The sequence below is a fragment of the Pseudomonas sp. LB3P25 genome (genome assembly GCF_054897985.1).
In genome coordinates this window covers 136340-153128 of the sequence record NZ_CM142711.1, presented here as the reverse complement: position 1 = coordinate 153128, position 16789 = coordinate 136340, and the positions used below count along the sequence as shown (strand labels likewise).

The 16789-nt window shown below is 59.1% G+C and carries 14 protein-coding genes; 6 read left to right on the top strand and 8 right to left on the bottom strand.

Annotated elements, in window-relative coordinates:
- The first annotated feature begins 60 nt into the window (after positions 1 to 60).
- Positions 61 to 1269: a zinc metallochaperone GTPase ZigA gene (zigA, locus tag ACYZTW_RS00690; protein ID WP_462003346.1), complete on the top strand. Its 1209-nt coding sequence runs from the start codon at positions 61 to 63 to the stop codon at positions 1267 to 1269.
- Positions 1269 to 1919, top strand: a complete 651-nt coding sequence (locus ACYZTW_RS00685; protein WP_462003345.1) for a DUF1826 domain-containing protein — start codon at positions 1269 to 1271, stop codon at positions 1917 to 1919. Before zigA ends, ACYZTW_RS00685 begins: the two co-directional genes overlap by 1 nt.
- Positions 1920 to 1923: 4 nt before the next feature.
- Here ACYZTW_RS00685 and ACYZTW_RS00680 read toward each other — a convergent pair whose 3' ends face one another.
- Positions 1924 to 2280 carry a hypothetical protein gene (locus ACYZTW_RS00680; protein WP_008156668.1) on the bottom strand — a complete coding sequence of 119 codons (357 nt, stop codon included), beginning with the start codon at positions 2278 to 2280 and terminating at the stop codon, positions 1924 to 1926.
- A 26-nt stretch (positions 2281 to 2306) separates the two neighbouring features.
- Between ACYZTW_RS00680 and ACYZTW_RS00675 the strand changes: the two genes are divergently transcribed.
- A complete protein-coding gene (locus tag ACYZTW_RS00675; protein WP_462003344.1) occupies positions 2307 to 3272 on the top strand; it encodes a CobW family GTP-binding protein in 966 nt (321 codons plus the stop codon).
- A gap of 100 nt (positions 3273 to 3372) precedes the next feature.
- Here the strand turns inward: ACYZTW_RS00675 and ACYZTW_RS00670 are convergent, their stop codons facing one another.
- Complete coding sequence (locus ACYZTW_RS00670; protein WP_462003343.1) at positions 3373 to 3786, bottom strand: DUF3301 domain-containing protein; 414 nt, start codon at positions 3784 to 3786, stop codon at positions 3373 to 3375.
- A 120-nt stretch (positions 3787 to 3906) separates the two neighbouring features.
- Here ACYZTW_RS00670 and pdxY point away from each other — a divergent pair, with 120 nt between their 5' ends.
- Complete coding sequence (gene pdxY / locus ACYZTW_RS00665; protein WP_462003342.1) at positions 3907 to 4779, top strand: pyridoxal kinase PdxY; 873 nt, start codon at positions 3907 to 3909, stop codon at positions 4777 to 4779.
- Between the two features lie 53 nt (positions 4780 to 4832).
- Here pdxY and ACYZTW_RS00660 read toward each other — a convergent pair whose 3' ends face one another.
- The gene (locus ACYZTW_RS00660; protein WP_074872148.1) at positions 4833 to 5315 is read right to left on the bottom strand and encodes an acyl-CoA thioesterase; all 483 of its coding nucleotides are present in this window, start codon (positions 5313 to 5315) and stop codon (positions 4833 to 4835) included.
- Between the two features lie 289 nt (positions 5316 to 5604).
- Here ACYZTW_RS00660 and ACYZTW_RS00655 point away from each other — a divergent pair, with 289 nt between their 5' ends.
- Complete coding sequence (locus ACYZTW_RS00655) at positions 5605 to 7368, top strand: cation:proton antiporter (protein ID WP_462003341.1); 1764 nt, start codon at positions 5605 to 5607, stop codon at positions 7366 to 7368.
- Between the two features lie 151 nt (positions 7369 to 7519).
- Here the strand turns inward: ACYZTW_RS00655 and ACYZTW_RS00650 are convergent, their stop codons facing one another.
- From ACYZTW_RS00650 to uvrD, 5 genes are all read right to left on the bottom strand, one after another.
- Entirely contained in the window at positions 7520 to 7927 is a 408-nt protein-coding gene (locus tag ACYZTW_RS00650) for an SMI1/KNR4 family protein (protein WP_008156656.1), read from the bottom strand.
- Between the two features lie 110 nt (positions 7928 to 8037).
- Positions 8038 to 9369: an IS4 family transposase gene (locus tag ACYZTW_RS00645; RefSeq protein WP_462000820.1), complete on the bottom strand. Its 1332-nt coding sequence runs from the start codon at positions 9367 to 9369 to the stop codon at positions 8038 to 8040.
- A 277-nt stretch (positions 9370 to 9646) separates the two neighbouring features.
- Positions 9647 to 10534 carry a Tim44 domain-containing protein gene (locus ACYZTW_RS00640; protein ID WP_462003340.1) on the bottom strand — a complete coding sequence of 296 codons (888 nt, stop codon included), beginning with the start codon at positions 10532 to 10534 and terminating at the stop codon, positions 9647 to 9649.
- Between the two features lie 179 nt (positions 10535 to 10713).
- Entirely contained in the window at positions 10714 to 11154 is a 441-nt protein-coding gene (locus tag ACYZTW_RS00635; RefSeq protein ID WP_046053914.1) for an EamA family transporter, read from the bottom strand.
- Between the two features lie 160 nt (positions 11155 to 11314).
- Positions 11315 to 13498 (bottom strand): DNA helicase II, encoded by a 2184-nt coding sequence (uvrD, locus tag ACYZTW_RS00630; RefSeq protein ID WP_462003339.1) that lies wholly within the window; start codon positions 13496 to 13498, stop codon positions 11315 to 11317.
- A 258-nt stretch (positions 13499 to 13756) separates the two neighbouring features.
- Here uvrD and ACYZTW_RS00625 point away from each other — a divergent pair, with 258 nt between their 5' ends.
- A complete protein-coding gene (locus ACYZTW_RS00625; protein ID WP_462003338.1) occupies positions 13757 to 16630 on the top strand; it encodes an EAL domain-containing protein in 2874 nt (957 codons plus the stop codon).
- Positions 16631 to 16789: the final 159 nt, after the last annotated feature.

Sequence of the window (16789 nt, the reverse complement as noted above, 5' to 3'; positions counted from 1 at the left end):
ATACTATAACATCAAGTTAAGCCCGACATTGCGACCGGGCATCTCTGTGAGGAATATCTGATGCCCAATCGTCTCCCCGTCACCGTCCTGTCGGGCTTTCTCGGCGCTGGTAAAAGTACGCTGCTCAACTATGTGCTGCGCAATCGCGACAACCTGCGCGTCGCCGTGATCGTCAATGATATGAGCGAAATCAACATTGATGGCGGCGAAGTCCAGCGCGATGTCAGCCTGAACCGCGCGGAAGAAAAACTGGTGGAGATGAGCAATGGCTGCATCTGCTGCACCTTGCGCGAAGACTTGTTGGAAGAGGTGAGCAAACTCGCCAAGGAGGGCCGCTTTGATTATTTATTGATCGAATCCACCGGCATTTCCGAGCCGCTGCCCGTGGCGGAAACCTTCACCTTCCGCGATGAAGAAGGGCAGAGCCTGGCCGACATCGCCCGGCTCGACACCATGGTCACCGTGGTCGATGGCATGAACTTCCTACTCGACTATCAGGCCGCCGAAAGCCTCGCGTCCCGTGGTGAAACCTTGGGCGAAGAGGACGAACGCTCGATCACCGACCTGTTGATCGAGCAGATCGAATTCGCCGACGTGATTCTGATCAGCAAGATCGACTTGATCAGCAGCAGCGAACGCCAAGAGCTGATCGCGATCCTTGAGCGGCTTAACGCTCAGGCGGAAATCATCCCGATGGTCATGGGCGAAATTCCCTTGGAGAAGATCCTGAATACCGGTCGTTTCGATTTCGAAAAGGCCGCCCAGGCGCCGGGCTGGTTACAGGAATTGCGTGGCGAACACGTACCGGAAACCGAGGAATACGGCATCGCCTCGACAGCCTACCGAGCACGCCGACCGTTTCATCCCCAGCGCTTTTTCAGCTTCATCGACCGCCCGTGGGTGAACGGCAGACTGCTGCGCTCCAAGGGTTTCTTCTGGCTGGCCAGCAAGCACATGGACGCCGGTAGCTGGTCCCAGGCCGGCGGATTGATGCGCCATGGTTTCGCCGGGCGCTGGTGGCGTTTCGTGCCGAAAACCCAGTGGCCGCAGGACGAAGAAAGCACCGCCGGGATCATGGAAAACTGGACTGCAACCACCGGCGATTGTCGCCAGGAACTGGTGTTCATCGGCCAGAATATCGACTTCGCGCAACTCACCACCGAACTCGACAATTGCCTGCTGACGGACGCTGAAATGGCGTTAGGCGTCGAGGGCTGGCGACTACTGCCAGATCCATTTGGCCCGTGGCATGAAGAGGTGGCAGCCTGATGTTGGCACCCAGTCTGAAACTGCGGCCGATCATTTATCAGGTTCAAGGTGAGACGCCGCAAGTGCTGACCCGAATACTGGATGACGGTGTAAACCTCGCCGTTTGGCAGCGCCAACTGCCGGCGCACATCGCTGATTTCGGGAGTTTGCTGCTGTCACTGAACGAGCCGTTGGCCGAGTCGCTGGTCCTGGAACTGCCCAGCGATGACACCGAACCCAATCTTCACGGATTGGCCTCAGGTTTCGGCGATCTGGAAGGTTATGAAGGTTTCATCGCCGACGTTTCCTGGCTGGTCAGTGCTTTCGCCTGTTTGCTGGGCGCCAAGCGTATCGGCCTGCGCCTGCGGGTCCTGGACAAGGCCATGTGTCCGCGCTTCCATGTGGATCACGTGCCGGTGCGGTTGATCACCACGTATTCCGGGCTCGGCAGCCAGTGGCTGAAGGAAGGTGCGATGGATCGCCGACAACTGGGCAAGCCCGAAGCCGAACCCCAGGACGGTCCGCTGATCGAGCAGATCGCCAGCGGCGAAGTCGCGCTGCTCAAAGGCGAGAAATGGCATGGCAACGAAGGCTTCGGCCTTATTCACCGGTCGCCACAGCTTGCGTTCGGTGAGCGGCGGCTGATCTTGACGCTCGACTGGCTAAGCTAGCGGCTCACGGCTTGAGCCAGGTTCCCTGGCTCTGGGCTTCGCAAAACGGCTTCAAATACGCCGCATCCGTGGCCACGCCGTAATAGTGAATATCCTGCCGGTAAGGCATATTGGCGACTTGGGCATTGCTGCACACGCCGAATGCGCCGGTAGGGCATTGATCGACGTACTGCACCTCGACTTTCTGACCAGGAAGGTTCGGCTGGCAGAAACCATCGGCGAACAGTTTTTCCGGAATGTTGCGGTTCTGCTGGCAGACTTTGACGTCGAGTCGCGCAGCCGTGCTATGTACCACGCAGGCTTGAGCCAGCGCCTCACCTGAAGTGAGCGCCAGGAGCAACGACAATCCCATCAACCGCATCCTCACCTCCTCAGAAAATTTCGACCATGTTGCAGAATATTCCCACTCACGTCATTGCTGGCCCCTTGGGTGCCGGCAAGACCAGCCTGATCAAGCACCTGCTGGCGCAGCGGCCGGCGAATGAGCGTTGGGCGGTGCTGATCAACGAGTTCGGTCAGATCGGCCTCGACGCTGCGTTGCTGACCCGGGACGTCGATGGTATCGCACTGGGTGAAGTGGCCGGGGGCTGTTTGTGTTGCGTGAATGGTGCGCCGTTTCAGATCGGCCTCGGGCGTTTGCTGCGCAAGGCGCGGCCGGATCGGCTGTTCATCGAGCCCTCCGGGCTGGGACATCCGGCGCAATTGCTCAGGCAGTTGAGTGAGGCGCCGTGGCAAGGCGTGTTGGCTGTTCAACCCTGCGTGCTGGTGCTGGACGCCCAGGCGCTCGCCGCTGGCAAACCACTGCCCAAGGCGCAACAGGAGGCGCTGAACAGCGCCGGGTTGTTGCTGATGAATAAAGCCGAAAATATCGACGATGCTGATCGCCAGAGAATCGCCGGACAGTTGCCGGCGCGTCCGTTGTACTGGACGCAGCAAGCCGCGTTGCCATTGAGTGAGTTACCAGGGCTTGGGGTTCAGGCTGTAGCGGGTGTGGATAACTTCGTCGCGCCCCAAGGATTGGCACAGCTGCCAGCCATCTGGACCGCTCCCACGCTGCCAATTTGCTTGAGCCAGGAGCAGGACGGCGGCTGGAGCGTGGGGTGGCGCTGGCATCCGAGTCAGATTTTCGATGCGACACTTGTTGGTCGTTGGCTTGAAAGCCTTGCCTGGTGGCGGGCGAAGCTGGTTATCCACAGCGTCGACGGTTGGGTTTCGGTGAATGCGCTGCAGAACTCGGTGCTGGACTGGCAGCCCAGCGAATGGCGGCGTGATTCGCGTATCGAGCTGATTTTCAGTGAGCCGCAGGAGGTTGATTCATTGCAAAGAGATCTAGCCGACTGCCGGTCGAGTTAAAGATCAAAAGATCGTCCGAACGCGGCCCGAACCTTCGGCAGCTCCTACATTTGAAATACGATTCCCATGTAGGAGCTGCCAGAGGCTGCGATCTTTTGACTTAAGGACGCCATTTAGTGTGTTCTTGCCGCCACTGACTCATCTCGATCACCTCGGCGCGCGGTTTCACTACATCGGCCACCGCAGGCGTGTCGTCGAACGGCATCGGGTAGGGCGCCAGCTCAATCTGCGCACTGTGGGCGCCGAACTGGGTGATGGTGCCGTTGTGACGGCTTTCACCGGTCACGGTGAATTCGAAGTTATACACACGGGCGAGGCGCCGTCGGCCGTTGGCGTCTTTAATGAACGTGATCTTCTTCAAGGCCACGTTGCCGTCCAGCAGCTCGATTCCGAGCTTTGTGCAATGCAGCTTGACCCGCTCCAGCGCGCGCTCGCGCAAGCCATGGTTGTGCCATAACCACGCGCCACCGGTGGCAAGCAGCATCAGGACGAAGATATTTCCAAGGGTCAGCATCAACACGTTGCTCCAACTAGATAGTGTCAGCTTAACTGCGTCGCCAGTCTGTCGTACAGGCTGCGTTTAGTCGCATACTGCGCGGCTTGAATTTCAATCGTTTGACGGAAAACTCACCGCATGAAACGTACGCCCCATCTGCTCGCCATCCAGTCCCACGTGGTGTTCGGCCACGCTGGCAACAGCGCCGCGGTTTTCCCGATGCAGCGGGTCGGGGTGAATGTCTGGCCGCTCAATACGGTGCAGTTCTCCAACCACACCCAGTACGGCCAGTGGGCCGGTGAAGTGCTGGCGCCGCATCAGATTCCCGACCTGGTCGAAGGCATCGCGGCGATTGGCGAACTGGGCAACTGCGACGCCGTGTTGTCCGGCTATCTCGGCAGTGCTGCCCAGGGCCGGGCGATCCTGACAGGTGTGGCGCGGATCAAGTCGATGAATCCCAAGGCCCTGTATCTGTGTGACCCGGTGATGGGCCATCCGGAGAAGGGGTGCAGCGTACCCGCGGAAGTCAGCGATTTCCTGCTGGAGGAGGCGGCTGCCGTGGCGGACTTCATGTGCCCGAACCAGCTGGAGCTGGACAGCTTTTCGGGGCGCAAGCCGCAATCGTTGTTCGATTGCCTGGCCATGGCGCGAGCGTTGCTGGCGCGCGGTCCGAAGGCTGTGCTGGTCAAGCATCTGGACTATCCCGGTAAACCGGCGGATGTTTTTGAGATGTTGCTGGTGACGGCCGAAGACAGTTGGCATTTGCGCCGTCCGCTGCTGGCGTTCCCGCGTCAGCCCGTGGGTGTCGGCGACCTGACTTCCGGGTTGTTTCTGGCTCGCGTACTGTTGGGCGATAGCTTGGTGGCGGCTTTTGAATTCGCAGCATCGGCGGTGCATGAAGTGCTGCTGGAAACCCAGGCTTGCGCCAGCTATGAGCTGGAGCTGGTGCGGGCTCAGGACCGGATTGCCCATCCACGGGTGCGGTTCGAAGCGACGGCGATCAGTTTGTAACAACATTCGCGAAAAAAATCGCAGCCTTTGCGCTGGCTGCGACCTTGTCGATATCAGGCGTCGCCCTTGATGTCCTGATAACGCTTTTCCAGTTCCTGACGAATCTGCCGACGTTGCTGGGCCTGCATGAAGCGGCGCTTGTCTTCGCTGTTCTGCGGTTGAAGGGGCGGGACCGCAGCCGGTTTGCGGTCGTCATCCACCGCGACCATGGTGAAGAAGCAGCTGTTGGTGTGGCGCACGGAGCGCTCACGAATGTTTTCGGTCACCACCTTGATGCCCACCTCCATGGAGGTGTTGCCGGTGTAGTTCACCGAGGCCAGAAAGGTCACCAGTTCGCCGACATGGATCGGTTCACGAAAAATCACCTGGTCCACCGACAGGGTCACCACGTAGCGGCCCGCATAGCGGCTGGCGCAGGCGTAGGCCACTTCGTCGAGGTATTTGAGCAAGGTCCCGCCGTGGACATTGCCAGAGAAATTGGCCATGTCGGGGGTCATCAATACCGTCATCGACAGTTGTGCGTTTCCGGGTTCCATAGCGTTCTCACGGTTCAAGGCAGAATTTCGGGAGGGCGGCACCTCTGCGGGTGCCTCGTCAGCTTTTTCAAACCAACAGTTATCGGGACGCCGGGTGGGTGACTGCCGTCACGCCCGGATCGATCTGTTTCCATATATTGCACCGCCTTTCTGCCGGAAGTCGCGGTGTTACCCTTCAAAAGCCCCTTCTCAAGGGTAATTCCTACGCGGAAAGTGGATTTTTTACCTTGCTCGAATAGACCTTTCCCACGTCTGTCGCTTGAGCAATGTCACCCAAGGAGCCCACACCATGCATGCCATCAGTTTTATTCAAGACCTGGCAGTGATCATGTTGATCGCGGGTGTGGTGACCGTGCTGTTTCATCGCTTCAAACAACCGGTGGTGCTCGGCTACATCGTCGCCGGCTTCATCATCGGTCCGCACACCCCGCCGTTCAGCCTGATCCACGATGAAGAAACCATCAAGACCCTCGCCGAGCTCGGGGTTATTTTCCTGATGTTCTGCCTGGGTCTGGAGTTCAGCCTGCGCAAGCTGTTCAAGGTCGGCGCCACGGCGTTCATCGCGGCGTTCCTGGAAATCGTGCTGATGATCTGGATCGGCTACGAGATCGGCCGGTGGTTCGACTGGAACACCATGGACTCATTGTTCCTCGGGGCGATCCTGGCGATTTCCTCGACCACCATCATCGTCAAGGCGCTCAACGACCTGAAGATGAAGAACGAGCGCTTCGCGCAGCTGATTTTTGGTGTGCTGATCGTCGAGGATATCCTTGGCATCGGCATCATCGCGTTGCTATCGAGCATCGCGGTCAGCGGCACGGTCAGTTCCGGCGAAGTGTTTTCCACGGTCGGCAAGCTCTCACTGTTCATGATCGTCGCACTGGTCATCGGCATCCTGCTGGTGCCGCGATTACTGGCCTACGTGGCGAAGTTCGACAGCAATGAAATGCTGCTGATCACTGTGTTGGGCCTGTGTTTCGGCTTCTGTTTACTGGTGGTCAAACTTGAGTACAGCATGGTGCTCGGCGCCTTCCTGATTGGCGCGATCATGGCTGAATCCCGGCAATTGCTGAAAATCGAGCGCTTAATCGAACCGGTTCGCGACCTGTTCAGTGCGATCTTCTTTGTCGCCATCGGGTTGATGCTCGATCCGATGATTCTGCTGCAATACGCGTGGCCGATTGCGGTGATCACCGTGGCCGTGGTGCTGGGCAAAATGTTGTCTTGCGGCCTTGGTGCCTTTATCGCTGGCAATGATGGACGCACCTCACTTCGCGTCGGGATGGGGCTTTCGCAGATTGGCGAATTTTCTTTCATCATCGCCGCGTTGGGCATGACGTTGCAGGTCACCAGCAACTTCCTCTACCCGGTCGCCGTGGCCGTCTCGGTGATCACCACGTTGCTGACGCCTTACCTGATCCGCGCGGCTGATCCGCTGTCGATCAAGCTTGCCGCGGTGATGCCGCAGCGCCTGGGAAGGGTATTGGGGATGTATGGCGAATGGCTGCGCAGCATCCAGCCTCAGGGCGAGGGCGCGCTGCTGGCATCGATGATTCGGCGGATTCTGTTACAGGTGGGGGTCAATCTGGCGCTGGTGATTGCGATCTTCTTCTCGGGCGCTTATTTCGCCGAGCGCATGTCCGCTTACCTGCAAGACTGGATCAGTGACCCGAGTTGGCAGAAAGCGTTGATCTGGGGTGGGGCGTTGCTGTTGTCGCTGCCGTTCCTGATCGCCGCCTATCGCAAGCTCAAGGCGCTCTCGATGCTGTTGGCGGAGATGGGCGTTAAACCGGAGATGGCCGGCCGCCACACGCAGCGAGTGCGTCGGGTAATCGCCGAAGTGATCCCGATCCTCTCGCTGTTGGTGATTTTCCTGCTGTTGGCAGCCTTGTCGGCCAGTATTCTGCCGACCAACAAGTTGCTGGTGCTGATCGTCGTCGTCGCGGCCGCTGTAGCGGCGCTGCTCTGGCGCTGGTTCATCCGCGTGCACACGCGGATGCAGGTGGCGTTGCTCGAAACATTGGACAACCACAAGGACTCCTCAAGCCACTGAGACCTCTGTAGCAGCTGCCGAAGGCTGCGTTCGACTGCGCAGCAGTCGTAAACCCGGATGACTCGTTTTCCTGAAACACCTCGTTGCCTGATATTGCGGCCGCTTCGCAGCCGAACGCAGGCTGCGCCAGCTGCTACAAAGTTGAGGCGTCTTAGCTTTCCAGCCAGACGTCCCGCGCCCAGTGCCACACCGATTCCCAGGTTTCTTCGGCAATCAGCTCTTCTTCGGCCAACCACAACACCACGGTGCCGTCTTCTTCGACCAGGTAGTAGTTGTCACCGTCCTGGCAGATTGGAATCATGCTGCGATCAACACCCGCATCCCAGGCGTTGGCGGCAACGTCCGGCAGGTAGGTGTGGGATTGCGGGTCGGTAACGGTCACCGGCTCCAGGCTGCCGTAGACGACGTCGCTGACGGTCAGCAAAAACTCTCTGAAGACAAACGGAATGTCGATGAACAGCTGTTCTTCGATTTCCACCAGTTGATCTTCGTCGGGCAACTCCAAGGGGACCGGTACCGGTTCGTTGGCTTCACGCAGTTGTTCGATGATTTCTTCCACGTCCGGGATCCTCTTGCTTGATGGCGCGGTTTATATGGGCCGGTTTATACAGTAGCTCGCTATAGATGCAACTGCGAAATAGAAAACCCCGGCCGAGGCCGTAATGCTGTTCACTTAAGCGGAGCAGCCTTACGGTCCACTGGAAACCGGGTCTTTGAGATCTTCACCGTCCTTGGCCTCGAAGGCCTGGGGCGGTGGTCCAGAAACAATCCTCCGATACCTGCCCTCAACTCTGCCAATCGTCTCCCGGTCGCTGAAACCGGGTTAGCCGCTGCCATGACGATCAGTTGGACTGCGATGTACTGGCAGGCCGGTTTGAAACGGATGTCCGATGGCGCTCGACCAAACGCCACCGCCGCCTGACTGGCTTCCCGACGAATTACGTTGTAAGCCAGCAAGAGTCCCCATACCTCCTGATAGACCAGATCGACTTTTTTGCTGCGCAAGGTCACTGCGTTCTGTTGCATCGAGCTCTTGATGTCCCTGAAGCCCAATTCAATTTCCCAGCGCTCCTGATAAAGCCTGGCAACCGCCTTGGTGTTGTAGGTATCGGCCGGCAACGACGTCATGACGGTTTTTAGCTTGCCTTGAATTTCATAGCTGACTTCGCGGGCTTCCCAGTGCGTTGGAAGAGTCGGAATGCGCTTTCTAGCCTGCGGCGAGACTTTCATGCGCACCAAACGGTCGTGCTGGCCGTAACGGGCCACTTCCTCACAGACCATGCCTTTTTTGGCCGGGATCAACCAATGACGGTTGATCCCGGCTTTGCTCAGGCTCGACAGCATTTCAGCCCCCCAGAACCCTTTATCGAACAGCGTCACCGAGTGGTTGGGGATCTGTTGCAGGAACTCATCGGCCAAGCGCATTTCACTGCGCCGGTAGGGACTCAATTGCGCATCCAGAATCAAGTGCGAGCGTACATTCATCAACGCCACAAGACGCATCATGGGAAACGGTGTCTGGCGGTCGGTCGAAGTATTTCCCGAGCCGAAGTGATCCCGAAGCTCGGGCGTATCCGCAGTGCGCAAGAGCGCACCGTCTACCGCGAACACCTGCAGATCGTGCCAGGCGTCACCGCTATAGCGCTCTGCACCCCATTGGGTACCCGTCTTGCGGAACAACCACTCAACAGGATCGGCGCCGAGCCGCTTTCGAGCTTCGGTTACACCGCTACGGGCCAACAGGTGGTCGGAGGCCAGGCCTTGGGCGCAAATGTTCAAGCGTCTGGCCACCTCGTGAACGGGTTCGTCACGAAACAGCGCCATGCCGAGCACCAGCCAAAGCACCTGGTCAGCAGGCAAGCGACGTCGGCGAATGGTGGCCTGACTGGAAAGATCCAGCGCAGAGGCTACCCACTCAATGGGGATGTTTTGGGTAAAGGTGCTCAGGTCGCAGAAGTTGAAAAGGTCGCCGAGGTCGAGCAGGTCCTGTTGAACAGACATAAAAAATCCGATGCCAGAGGTCTGGCATCGGATTTTCGGATAAGCCCAGCTAGGACTCAAATGCTTAAGTGAACAGCATTACGGCCGAGGCCGGGGTTTTCATTACAGCATGCTAGGTTCTGTCTGGAACGTGCCTGCGCGTCGATCATACTGCGTTAAAAACAGGCTCGGAATGCTCATTGACTAAAGTCAAGTCGGGTGCGACCCCAGCCGTTCCTCGCCTGTTTTTGCCTTGTCTGATCTTAGCTCGGCACCTTCCAGACAGAACCGGGAAGTATCAGCCGTTCTGGCGGATACCGGCGACCAGCCAAGGCTGGTTCTCGCCCTGCGGACGTTCCATGTTCCAGCTTTCGCTGAACACTTCGCCCTGGTCGAAGCGCGAGGTCTTCGACACACCGGTGAAGGTCAGGGTGGCGATGGTCTTGTCGGCACGGTCATCCACGCCGTCCAGTTGAACATTGAGGTTATCAATGTAGGTGGACTGAAAACCGTCGCCCAGATCGGCACGTTCGCGTTTTAGGAACTCCAGCATTTGCGGGGTCACGAACTCGGCGATCTTGTCCATTTCGTTGGCGTCCCAGTGCTGCTGCAAGGACTGGAAGTGGTTGCGAGCCGCTTCAATGAAGTTCTTCTCATTGAACCAGGCCGGTGCATTGATTACCGGACGAGCGGCAACCGGTGCTGCCGAACCGCCAAAGATCGAACCGCCAGCAGGCTTCTGTTCGAACGCTTCACGCTGCATCGGCGCGTGGCCCGCCGGAGCCAGGTGCTCCTGCTGCTTGCGTCGACGAGCGGCGATGAAGCGGAAGATCAGGAAGGCGATGACGGCCATGATCAGGATGTCGAAGATCTGCATGCCCTGGAAGCCGCCGCCCATGAACATGGAGGCCAGCAGGCCACCGGCCGCGATACCGGCTAGAGGGCCGAGCCAGCGCGAAGCACCGCCAGCTTTGGCGGCAGCGCCCGCGGCACCGGCCGCACCGGCAGTGGCGGCACCGGCAGTGGCGGCAGCACCGCCCGCGGCAGAAGAAGGCGCCATTTGGCTGGTCTGGTGGGTCGGCGCAGCGCCGACGCTTTTGCCGCCACCAAAGCGCTTGGCGTTGGCGTCCAGGCTCATCGTCAGGCCGATGCACAACGCCATGGCGATGCTAAGAAAACGTTTCATAAAGGGAATTCCCATTTGTGGATGGCACGCGCGCCATGTTGCACAGCTGAAGTGTTACTGGCTAGCGGCAGAGTGTTTCGGGCTTTTGCCTGACAGGTTGCGTTCAGCTTCAGTCAGCGCAATAAGGCCTGTTAACTTTGGTTCGTAGGACGAGTGGATTAGTTCTGTAGGAAGGGTGTCTAGCGTCGCAGCGCCAGCATGACCACACCGGCCGTTATCAGGCCGATTCCGCCCCATTGGCGCAGGTCGAGTTTTTCGCCCAGCAGGATCACGCCGAGCACCGCCACCAGCACCACGCTGAGCTTGTCCACCGGAGCGACCAGCGAGGCCGGCCCCAGTTTCAGTGCGCGGAAGTAGCAGATCCACGAGGCACCGGTGGCCAGTCCCGACAGCAGCAGGAACAGGTAGCTCCTGGCAGAGATCGATCCTAATGACTGATATTGGCCCGTGGCGTACAAAATCAAGGCCAGACTGACCAAAACCACCACGGTACGCAGTAGGGTGGCGAAGTCGGAGTTGACGTTTTCGATGCCGATTTTGGCGAAGATCGCGGTCATGGCAGCAAATGCCGCCGACAACAGGGCCCAGAATGTCCAGGAAGAAAAGAAGCCTGAGCCCATTATTTCGCGCCTTTACAGATAACCTGTTGAGGTAGGTTCAACACAAAGCCCTGTGGGAGCGAGCCTGCTCGCGATTGCCACGCCTCGGTTTATCAGGCAAACCGAGGCGCGTCCATTCGCGAGCAGGCTCGCTCCCACAGAAAAGCTAATCAGATAGCTATTAAATAGCTTCGAGCTTTGCGTAACCCAGCATCAGCCACTTGCTGCCTTCGCTGAAGTTCACCTGCACCCGAGCCTGAGCCCCGGCGCCTTCGAAGTTCAGGATCACACCATCGCCGAATACCGAATGTCGCACGGCCTGGCCGAGGCTGAACCCGGTATCCGGAATCTCGCTACCGCCAAACAGACTGCTGGAGCTCTGCTGCTGACCGCCACCGAATGGACGGCTGACGCTGTTGGACAGCCGCACTTCCTGGATCAGGCCTTTCGGCACTTCACGTACGAAACGCGAGACCTTGTTGTAGGTTTCGCTGCCGTACAGGCGTCGGGTTTCAGCATAGGTCATCACCAGGTTTTGCATGGCCCGGGTGATACCGACGTAGGCCAAACGGCGCTCCTCTTCAAGACGACCCGGTTCTTCAAGGCTCATCTTGTGCGGGAACAGGCCTTCTTCCATGCCCACCAGGAACACATAAGGGAATTCCAGACCCTTGGCGCTGTGCAAGGTCATCAGCTGAATGCTGTCTTCGTGCTCGTCTGCCTGAGTGTCGCCGGCTTCCAGCGACGCATGGCCGAGGAACGCTGACAGTGGCGACAGGTCTTCATCTTCTTCAGCGTTTTCAAAGTTACGCGCGGCGCTGACCAGTTCCTCAAGGTTTTCTACCCGAGCCTGGCCTTTCTCGCCTTTTTCCGCTTCGTGATAGGCGATCAGCCCGGACTGCTCGATGACGGTCTGGGTCATCAGGTGCAGCGGCATCTCCATGCACTTGGCGGCGAGGTTCTCGATCAGCTCAATAAATGCGCCCAGCGCGCCGGCGGCACGACCGGTCAGGCCTTTATTGGCCACCAGCAGGCGCATGGCTTCCCACATCGACACATCGCTGTGACGGGCATGGTCGCGGATCGCTTCAACGGTTTTCTCACCGATACCACGGGCCGGAACGTTGATCACCCGTTCCAGCGCTGCATCGTTGCCGCGACCTTCCAACAAGCGCAGGTAGGCCATGGCGTTTTTGATTTCTGCCCGTTCGAAGAAGCGCTGACCGCCATAGATGCGGTACGGAATGCGCTCGCGCAGCAAGGCTTCCTCCAAAACGCGCGATTGGGCGTTGGAGCGGTACAAAATCGCGATATCACTGCGGGCCAAGCCGGTTTTCAGCGCGTTTTCGATGGTTTCCACCACGTAGCGTGCTTCATCGTGTTCGTTGAACGCGGCGTACAGATTGATCGCTTCGCCTTCGCCGCCGTCGGTCCACAGCTCTTTGCCCATGCGCCCGGTATTATTGGCGATCAGAGCGTTGGCCGCTTTAAGGATGCCGGCGGTGGAGCGGTAGTTCTGCTCCAGACGAATGGTTTCAGCATCCGGAAAATCGTCGGAATACTGATAAATGTTCTCGATTTTCGCGCCGCGCCAGCCGTAGATCGACTGATCGTCGTCGCCGACCACCATCAGGCTGTCGCCGCCCTTGGCCAGCAGACGCAACCAGGCGTACTGCACGGCGTTGGTGTCCTGGAACTCGTCCACCAAAATGTGCCGGAAGCGCTTTTGATAGTGCGCCAACAGACCCGGATGATCGCGCCACAGATCGAGGGCGCGCAGCAGCAATTCAGAGAAGTCGATCACGCCTGCGCGCAGGCAAGCAGCCTCGTAGGCCTCATAAATGCTGCGCATGGTCGCCAGGAACAGGTCGCCGCTGGCTTGAATGTGTTGCGGACGCAGACCTTCGTCTTTCTGCCCGTTGATGAACCACTGGGCCTGACGGGCCGGCCAGCGTTGTTCGTCCAGGCCCAGCTCGCGGATCACCCGCTTGACCAGCCGTTGCTGGTCGTCGCTGTCGAGAATCTGGAACGTCTGGCTCAGGCCGGCTTCCTGCCAGTGCGCCCGCAACAAGCGGTGCGCCAGGCCGTGGAAGGTGCCGACCCACATGCCGGCCGGGTTGATACCCATCAGCTGCTCGATGCGATGACGCATCTCGGCAGCGGCCTTATTGGTGAAGGTCACCGACAGGATCGAGTGGGGCGAGGCGTTTTCGACCTGGATCAACCAGGCGATACGGTGCACCAGCACTCGGGTTTTACCGGAACCAGCACCGGCCAGGACCAACTGACGACCCACGGAGGCAGCTACGGCCTGGCGTTGGGCATCGTTGAGGGAGTTCAGCAGAAGGGAGAGATCATCGCGCATCGGGGCATTCTAGGGGGCGGCGTCACACCGGGCAAACCCCGCATTGCTTTAGCCGATGAAAGATAGGTGCAGGACGACCGGTCGGTCACTGGCTGCAAGCGTTGGCGGGGCTTGCTTGGCTGCTTTTACAGGGGTGCAAGCAGTCGAGACTTTGGTCTACTTTATAACTTGGGGCAGTTTGGTCCAGGCCCTTGCTTGTGTATGCTCCGTCGACGTTTCGGGCTCATGCTCACCATTATAAGAACAAGAACATTGCCTATGACCCTCAGCACCGACCTGTCGGGCCCCGTTGTGGAGCCCCGGGTTATCCGCAAACAGTACGCCTTGGAAATGGCGGTCGAACGCACGCGTCTGCTTTATCAGGGCTCGTTGCTGCCCACATTATTCATGTTGATCAATGGTCTGGTCTGCGCTGGCTTGCTTTGGAGTCCGCAGCGTTACTTCCTGGTCAGCGTCTGGCTGGTGTGGCTGTTGTCGCTGGTGGCGTTGCGGGTGATTCAAGTCGCGGCCTTCGATTCGGCGATACCCAACCGTCAGGCCCATCCGATCTGGCGCCGCATGTTTTTGCTGGGTTCGGCCATGACCGGCCTGACCCTGGCCGGCGCCGGCATTGCGCTGGTACCTGCCGATAACTTCATACAGCAAGCCTGGGTGTTCGGCCTGATCGGCGCCGCCGCGCTTTCGGCCAGCGTTGCCTACGCGGTCAGCCTGCCGGGGTTCCTGTCCTTTACCTTGCCCTGTCTGTTGCCGGCCATCGGCTATCTGTTCTGGGGCGGCGATGAGCAAGGTCAAGGCTGGGGCTGGTTCGGCCTGATTTTACTGGGCGCGTTGAGTGTGGTCGCCTGGCAGGTCAACCGGCTCATCGATAGCGGACTGTTGCGGCGCTTTCAGAATCAGGCACTGATCGAGCACTTGCAGCAGGCTCAAAGCTGCAGCGATCAGCTCAATCAAAAGCTGGGCAAGGAAATCGATCAGCGTCGTCGTGCCGAAGACGAGCTGCGGCAAATTCAGATCGAGCTGGAAAGCCGTGTTGCCCAGCGCAGCCTGGAGCTGGACGCCGCCAATCAGGCCCTGAGCAAGAGTGAAGCGCGTCTGGCGCTGGCGTTGAAGGCCAGTGAATTGGGCTTGTGGGACTGGAACCTGCAAACCGACGAAGTCCACCACACCCAGCTTCAGGAGCTGTTCGGCCTGGAGCCGGAATTCGTGACGGCGATGCTTCGCCACCTCAAGCCGCGCCTGCACCCCGATGACTTGCCGTCACTCAAGCGCGCGCTGGTCGAGCATTTGAAGGGCCGCAGCGAGGATTACCAGATTGAGTACCGCGTGCGCCACGGCGATGGCCATTGGGTCTGGATCGAGGACCGAGGTCGAGCGGTTGAGCGCGGCGAAAATGGCCGGGTGATCCGTATGGTCGGCACCCGTCGCGACATCAGCGTTAGCAAAGGTCTGGAGGCGCAGCGACAACTGGCCGCGACCGTGTTCGAGGCGGCCAGCGAAGGCATCGTGATTTTCGATCCGAACTACGCACTGATCGCGGTCAATCAGGCCTTCAGCCGAGTCACCGGCTATGACATTGAAGACATGATCGGACGCAACGTGGTCGAGTTGCCGTGCAGCCGCGATGCCCGCCGGCACTACGCGGCGATTCATCAGGCGCTGGAGCAGCACGGCAGTTGGCAGGGCGAGCTGGTAGAAACCCGCAAGAACGGCGAGTTGTATCCGCAATGGTTGCAACTAAACGCTGTGCGCGATGCTCGGGGAAATGTGAGCCATATCGTGGGTTTCTTCGCCGATCTATCGGCTCGGCGCGAATCTGAAGAGCGCATGCGTTACCTGACGCATTACGACGAATTGACGGGGCTGGCTAACCGTTCTCTGTTCCGCGAACGACTAAGTGAGGCTCATCAGCGGGTGCGCCAGGGCGGCTATCGCAGTCTGGCGTTGCTGCACATCAATCTGGATCGCTTCAAGCTGCTCAATGACAGCCTTGGCCATGAAATCGCCGACCAACTCTTGCAGAAAATCGCCCGGCGGCTGGTCAATGCGTTGCCTGAAGCAGACACCATCGCTCGCTTATCCGGCGATGAGTTTGCCGTGTTGTTCAATGCCTACGGCAACCTGTCGAGCCTGGCGCGGGTGGCGACCCGACTGTCGACCAAGCTGCGCTTGCCGATCACTGTCGAGGGCCATGAGCTGGTTATTAGCGCGTCCATGGGCATCAGTCTGTTGCCGGACAACGCGCGAGAAATTTCCGCGCTGGTCAGTCAGTCGAATATGGCCATGCAGCACGCCAAGCACCTGGGCGGAAATAACTTCCAGTTCTACACCGACAGCCTGCAAGCCAGCACGCTGGAGCGTTTGCAGCTGGAAAATCAGCTGCGTAAGGCCATCGAAGAGAAGCAGTTGAAGGTGTTTTACCAACCGAAGTTGTGCCTCGCCACGGGTCGGTTGAATGCCGCCGAGGCGCTGGTGCGCTGGGATCACCCGACCATGGGCCGTGTGCCGCCGGGGGACTTCATTGGCCTGGCCGAGGAAACCGGGTTGATCGGCCCGATCGGCGAGTTCGTGCTGCGTCAGGCTTGCTGGCAAGCCTGTGAGTGGCAGCGTCAGGGACTTGCGCCGATTCGAGTATCGGTCAATCTGTCGGTGCATCAATTGCGTCAGGGCAAACTGGTCAGCCTGGTGCGTCAGGTGCTGGAAGAAACCGGTCTGGCGCCGCACTACCTCGAGCTGGAACTCACTGAAAGTCAGTTGCTGGACAGCGTCGAGCACATCATCGCGACCTTCCAGCAATTGCGGAATTTGGGGGTTAAGTTGGCGATTGACGACTTTGGCACCGGGTATTCGTCCCTGAGCTACCTCAAACGCATCCCGGTGGATTACGTGAAAATCGATCAGGCATTTATCCGCGGTCTGGGGGAGGGCAGCGAGGACGCGGCGATCACCCGGGCGATTATTGCCATGGCGCACGGCTTGTCGTTGAAAGTAGTGGCTGAAGGGGTGGAGCAGGCAGAGCAGTTGGAGTTTTTGAAAGCCGAGCACTGCGATGAAGTGCAGGGCTATCTCATCAGTCGTCCGGTCGAGGCTGATGGCCTGGCTGCACTTTTACGTCAGGACACAAATTCCTTGTAGCAGCTGCCGAAGGCTGCGTTCGGCGGCGCAGCCGTCGTGAATGGGCGTTACGCGGTTACCGGATAGTCCGGTTCTCAGGTTTTACGACGGCTGCGCCGCCGAACGCAGCCTTCGGCAGCTGCTACAGGGTCTCGGGGGCTACATGGAGCGCATGTGGCG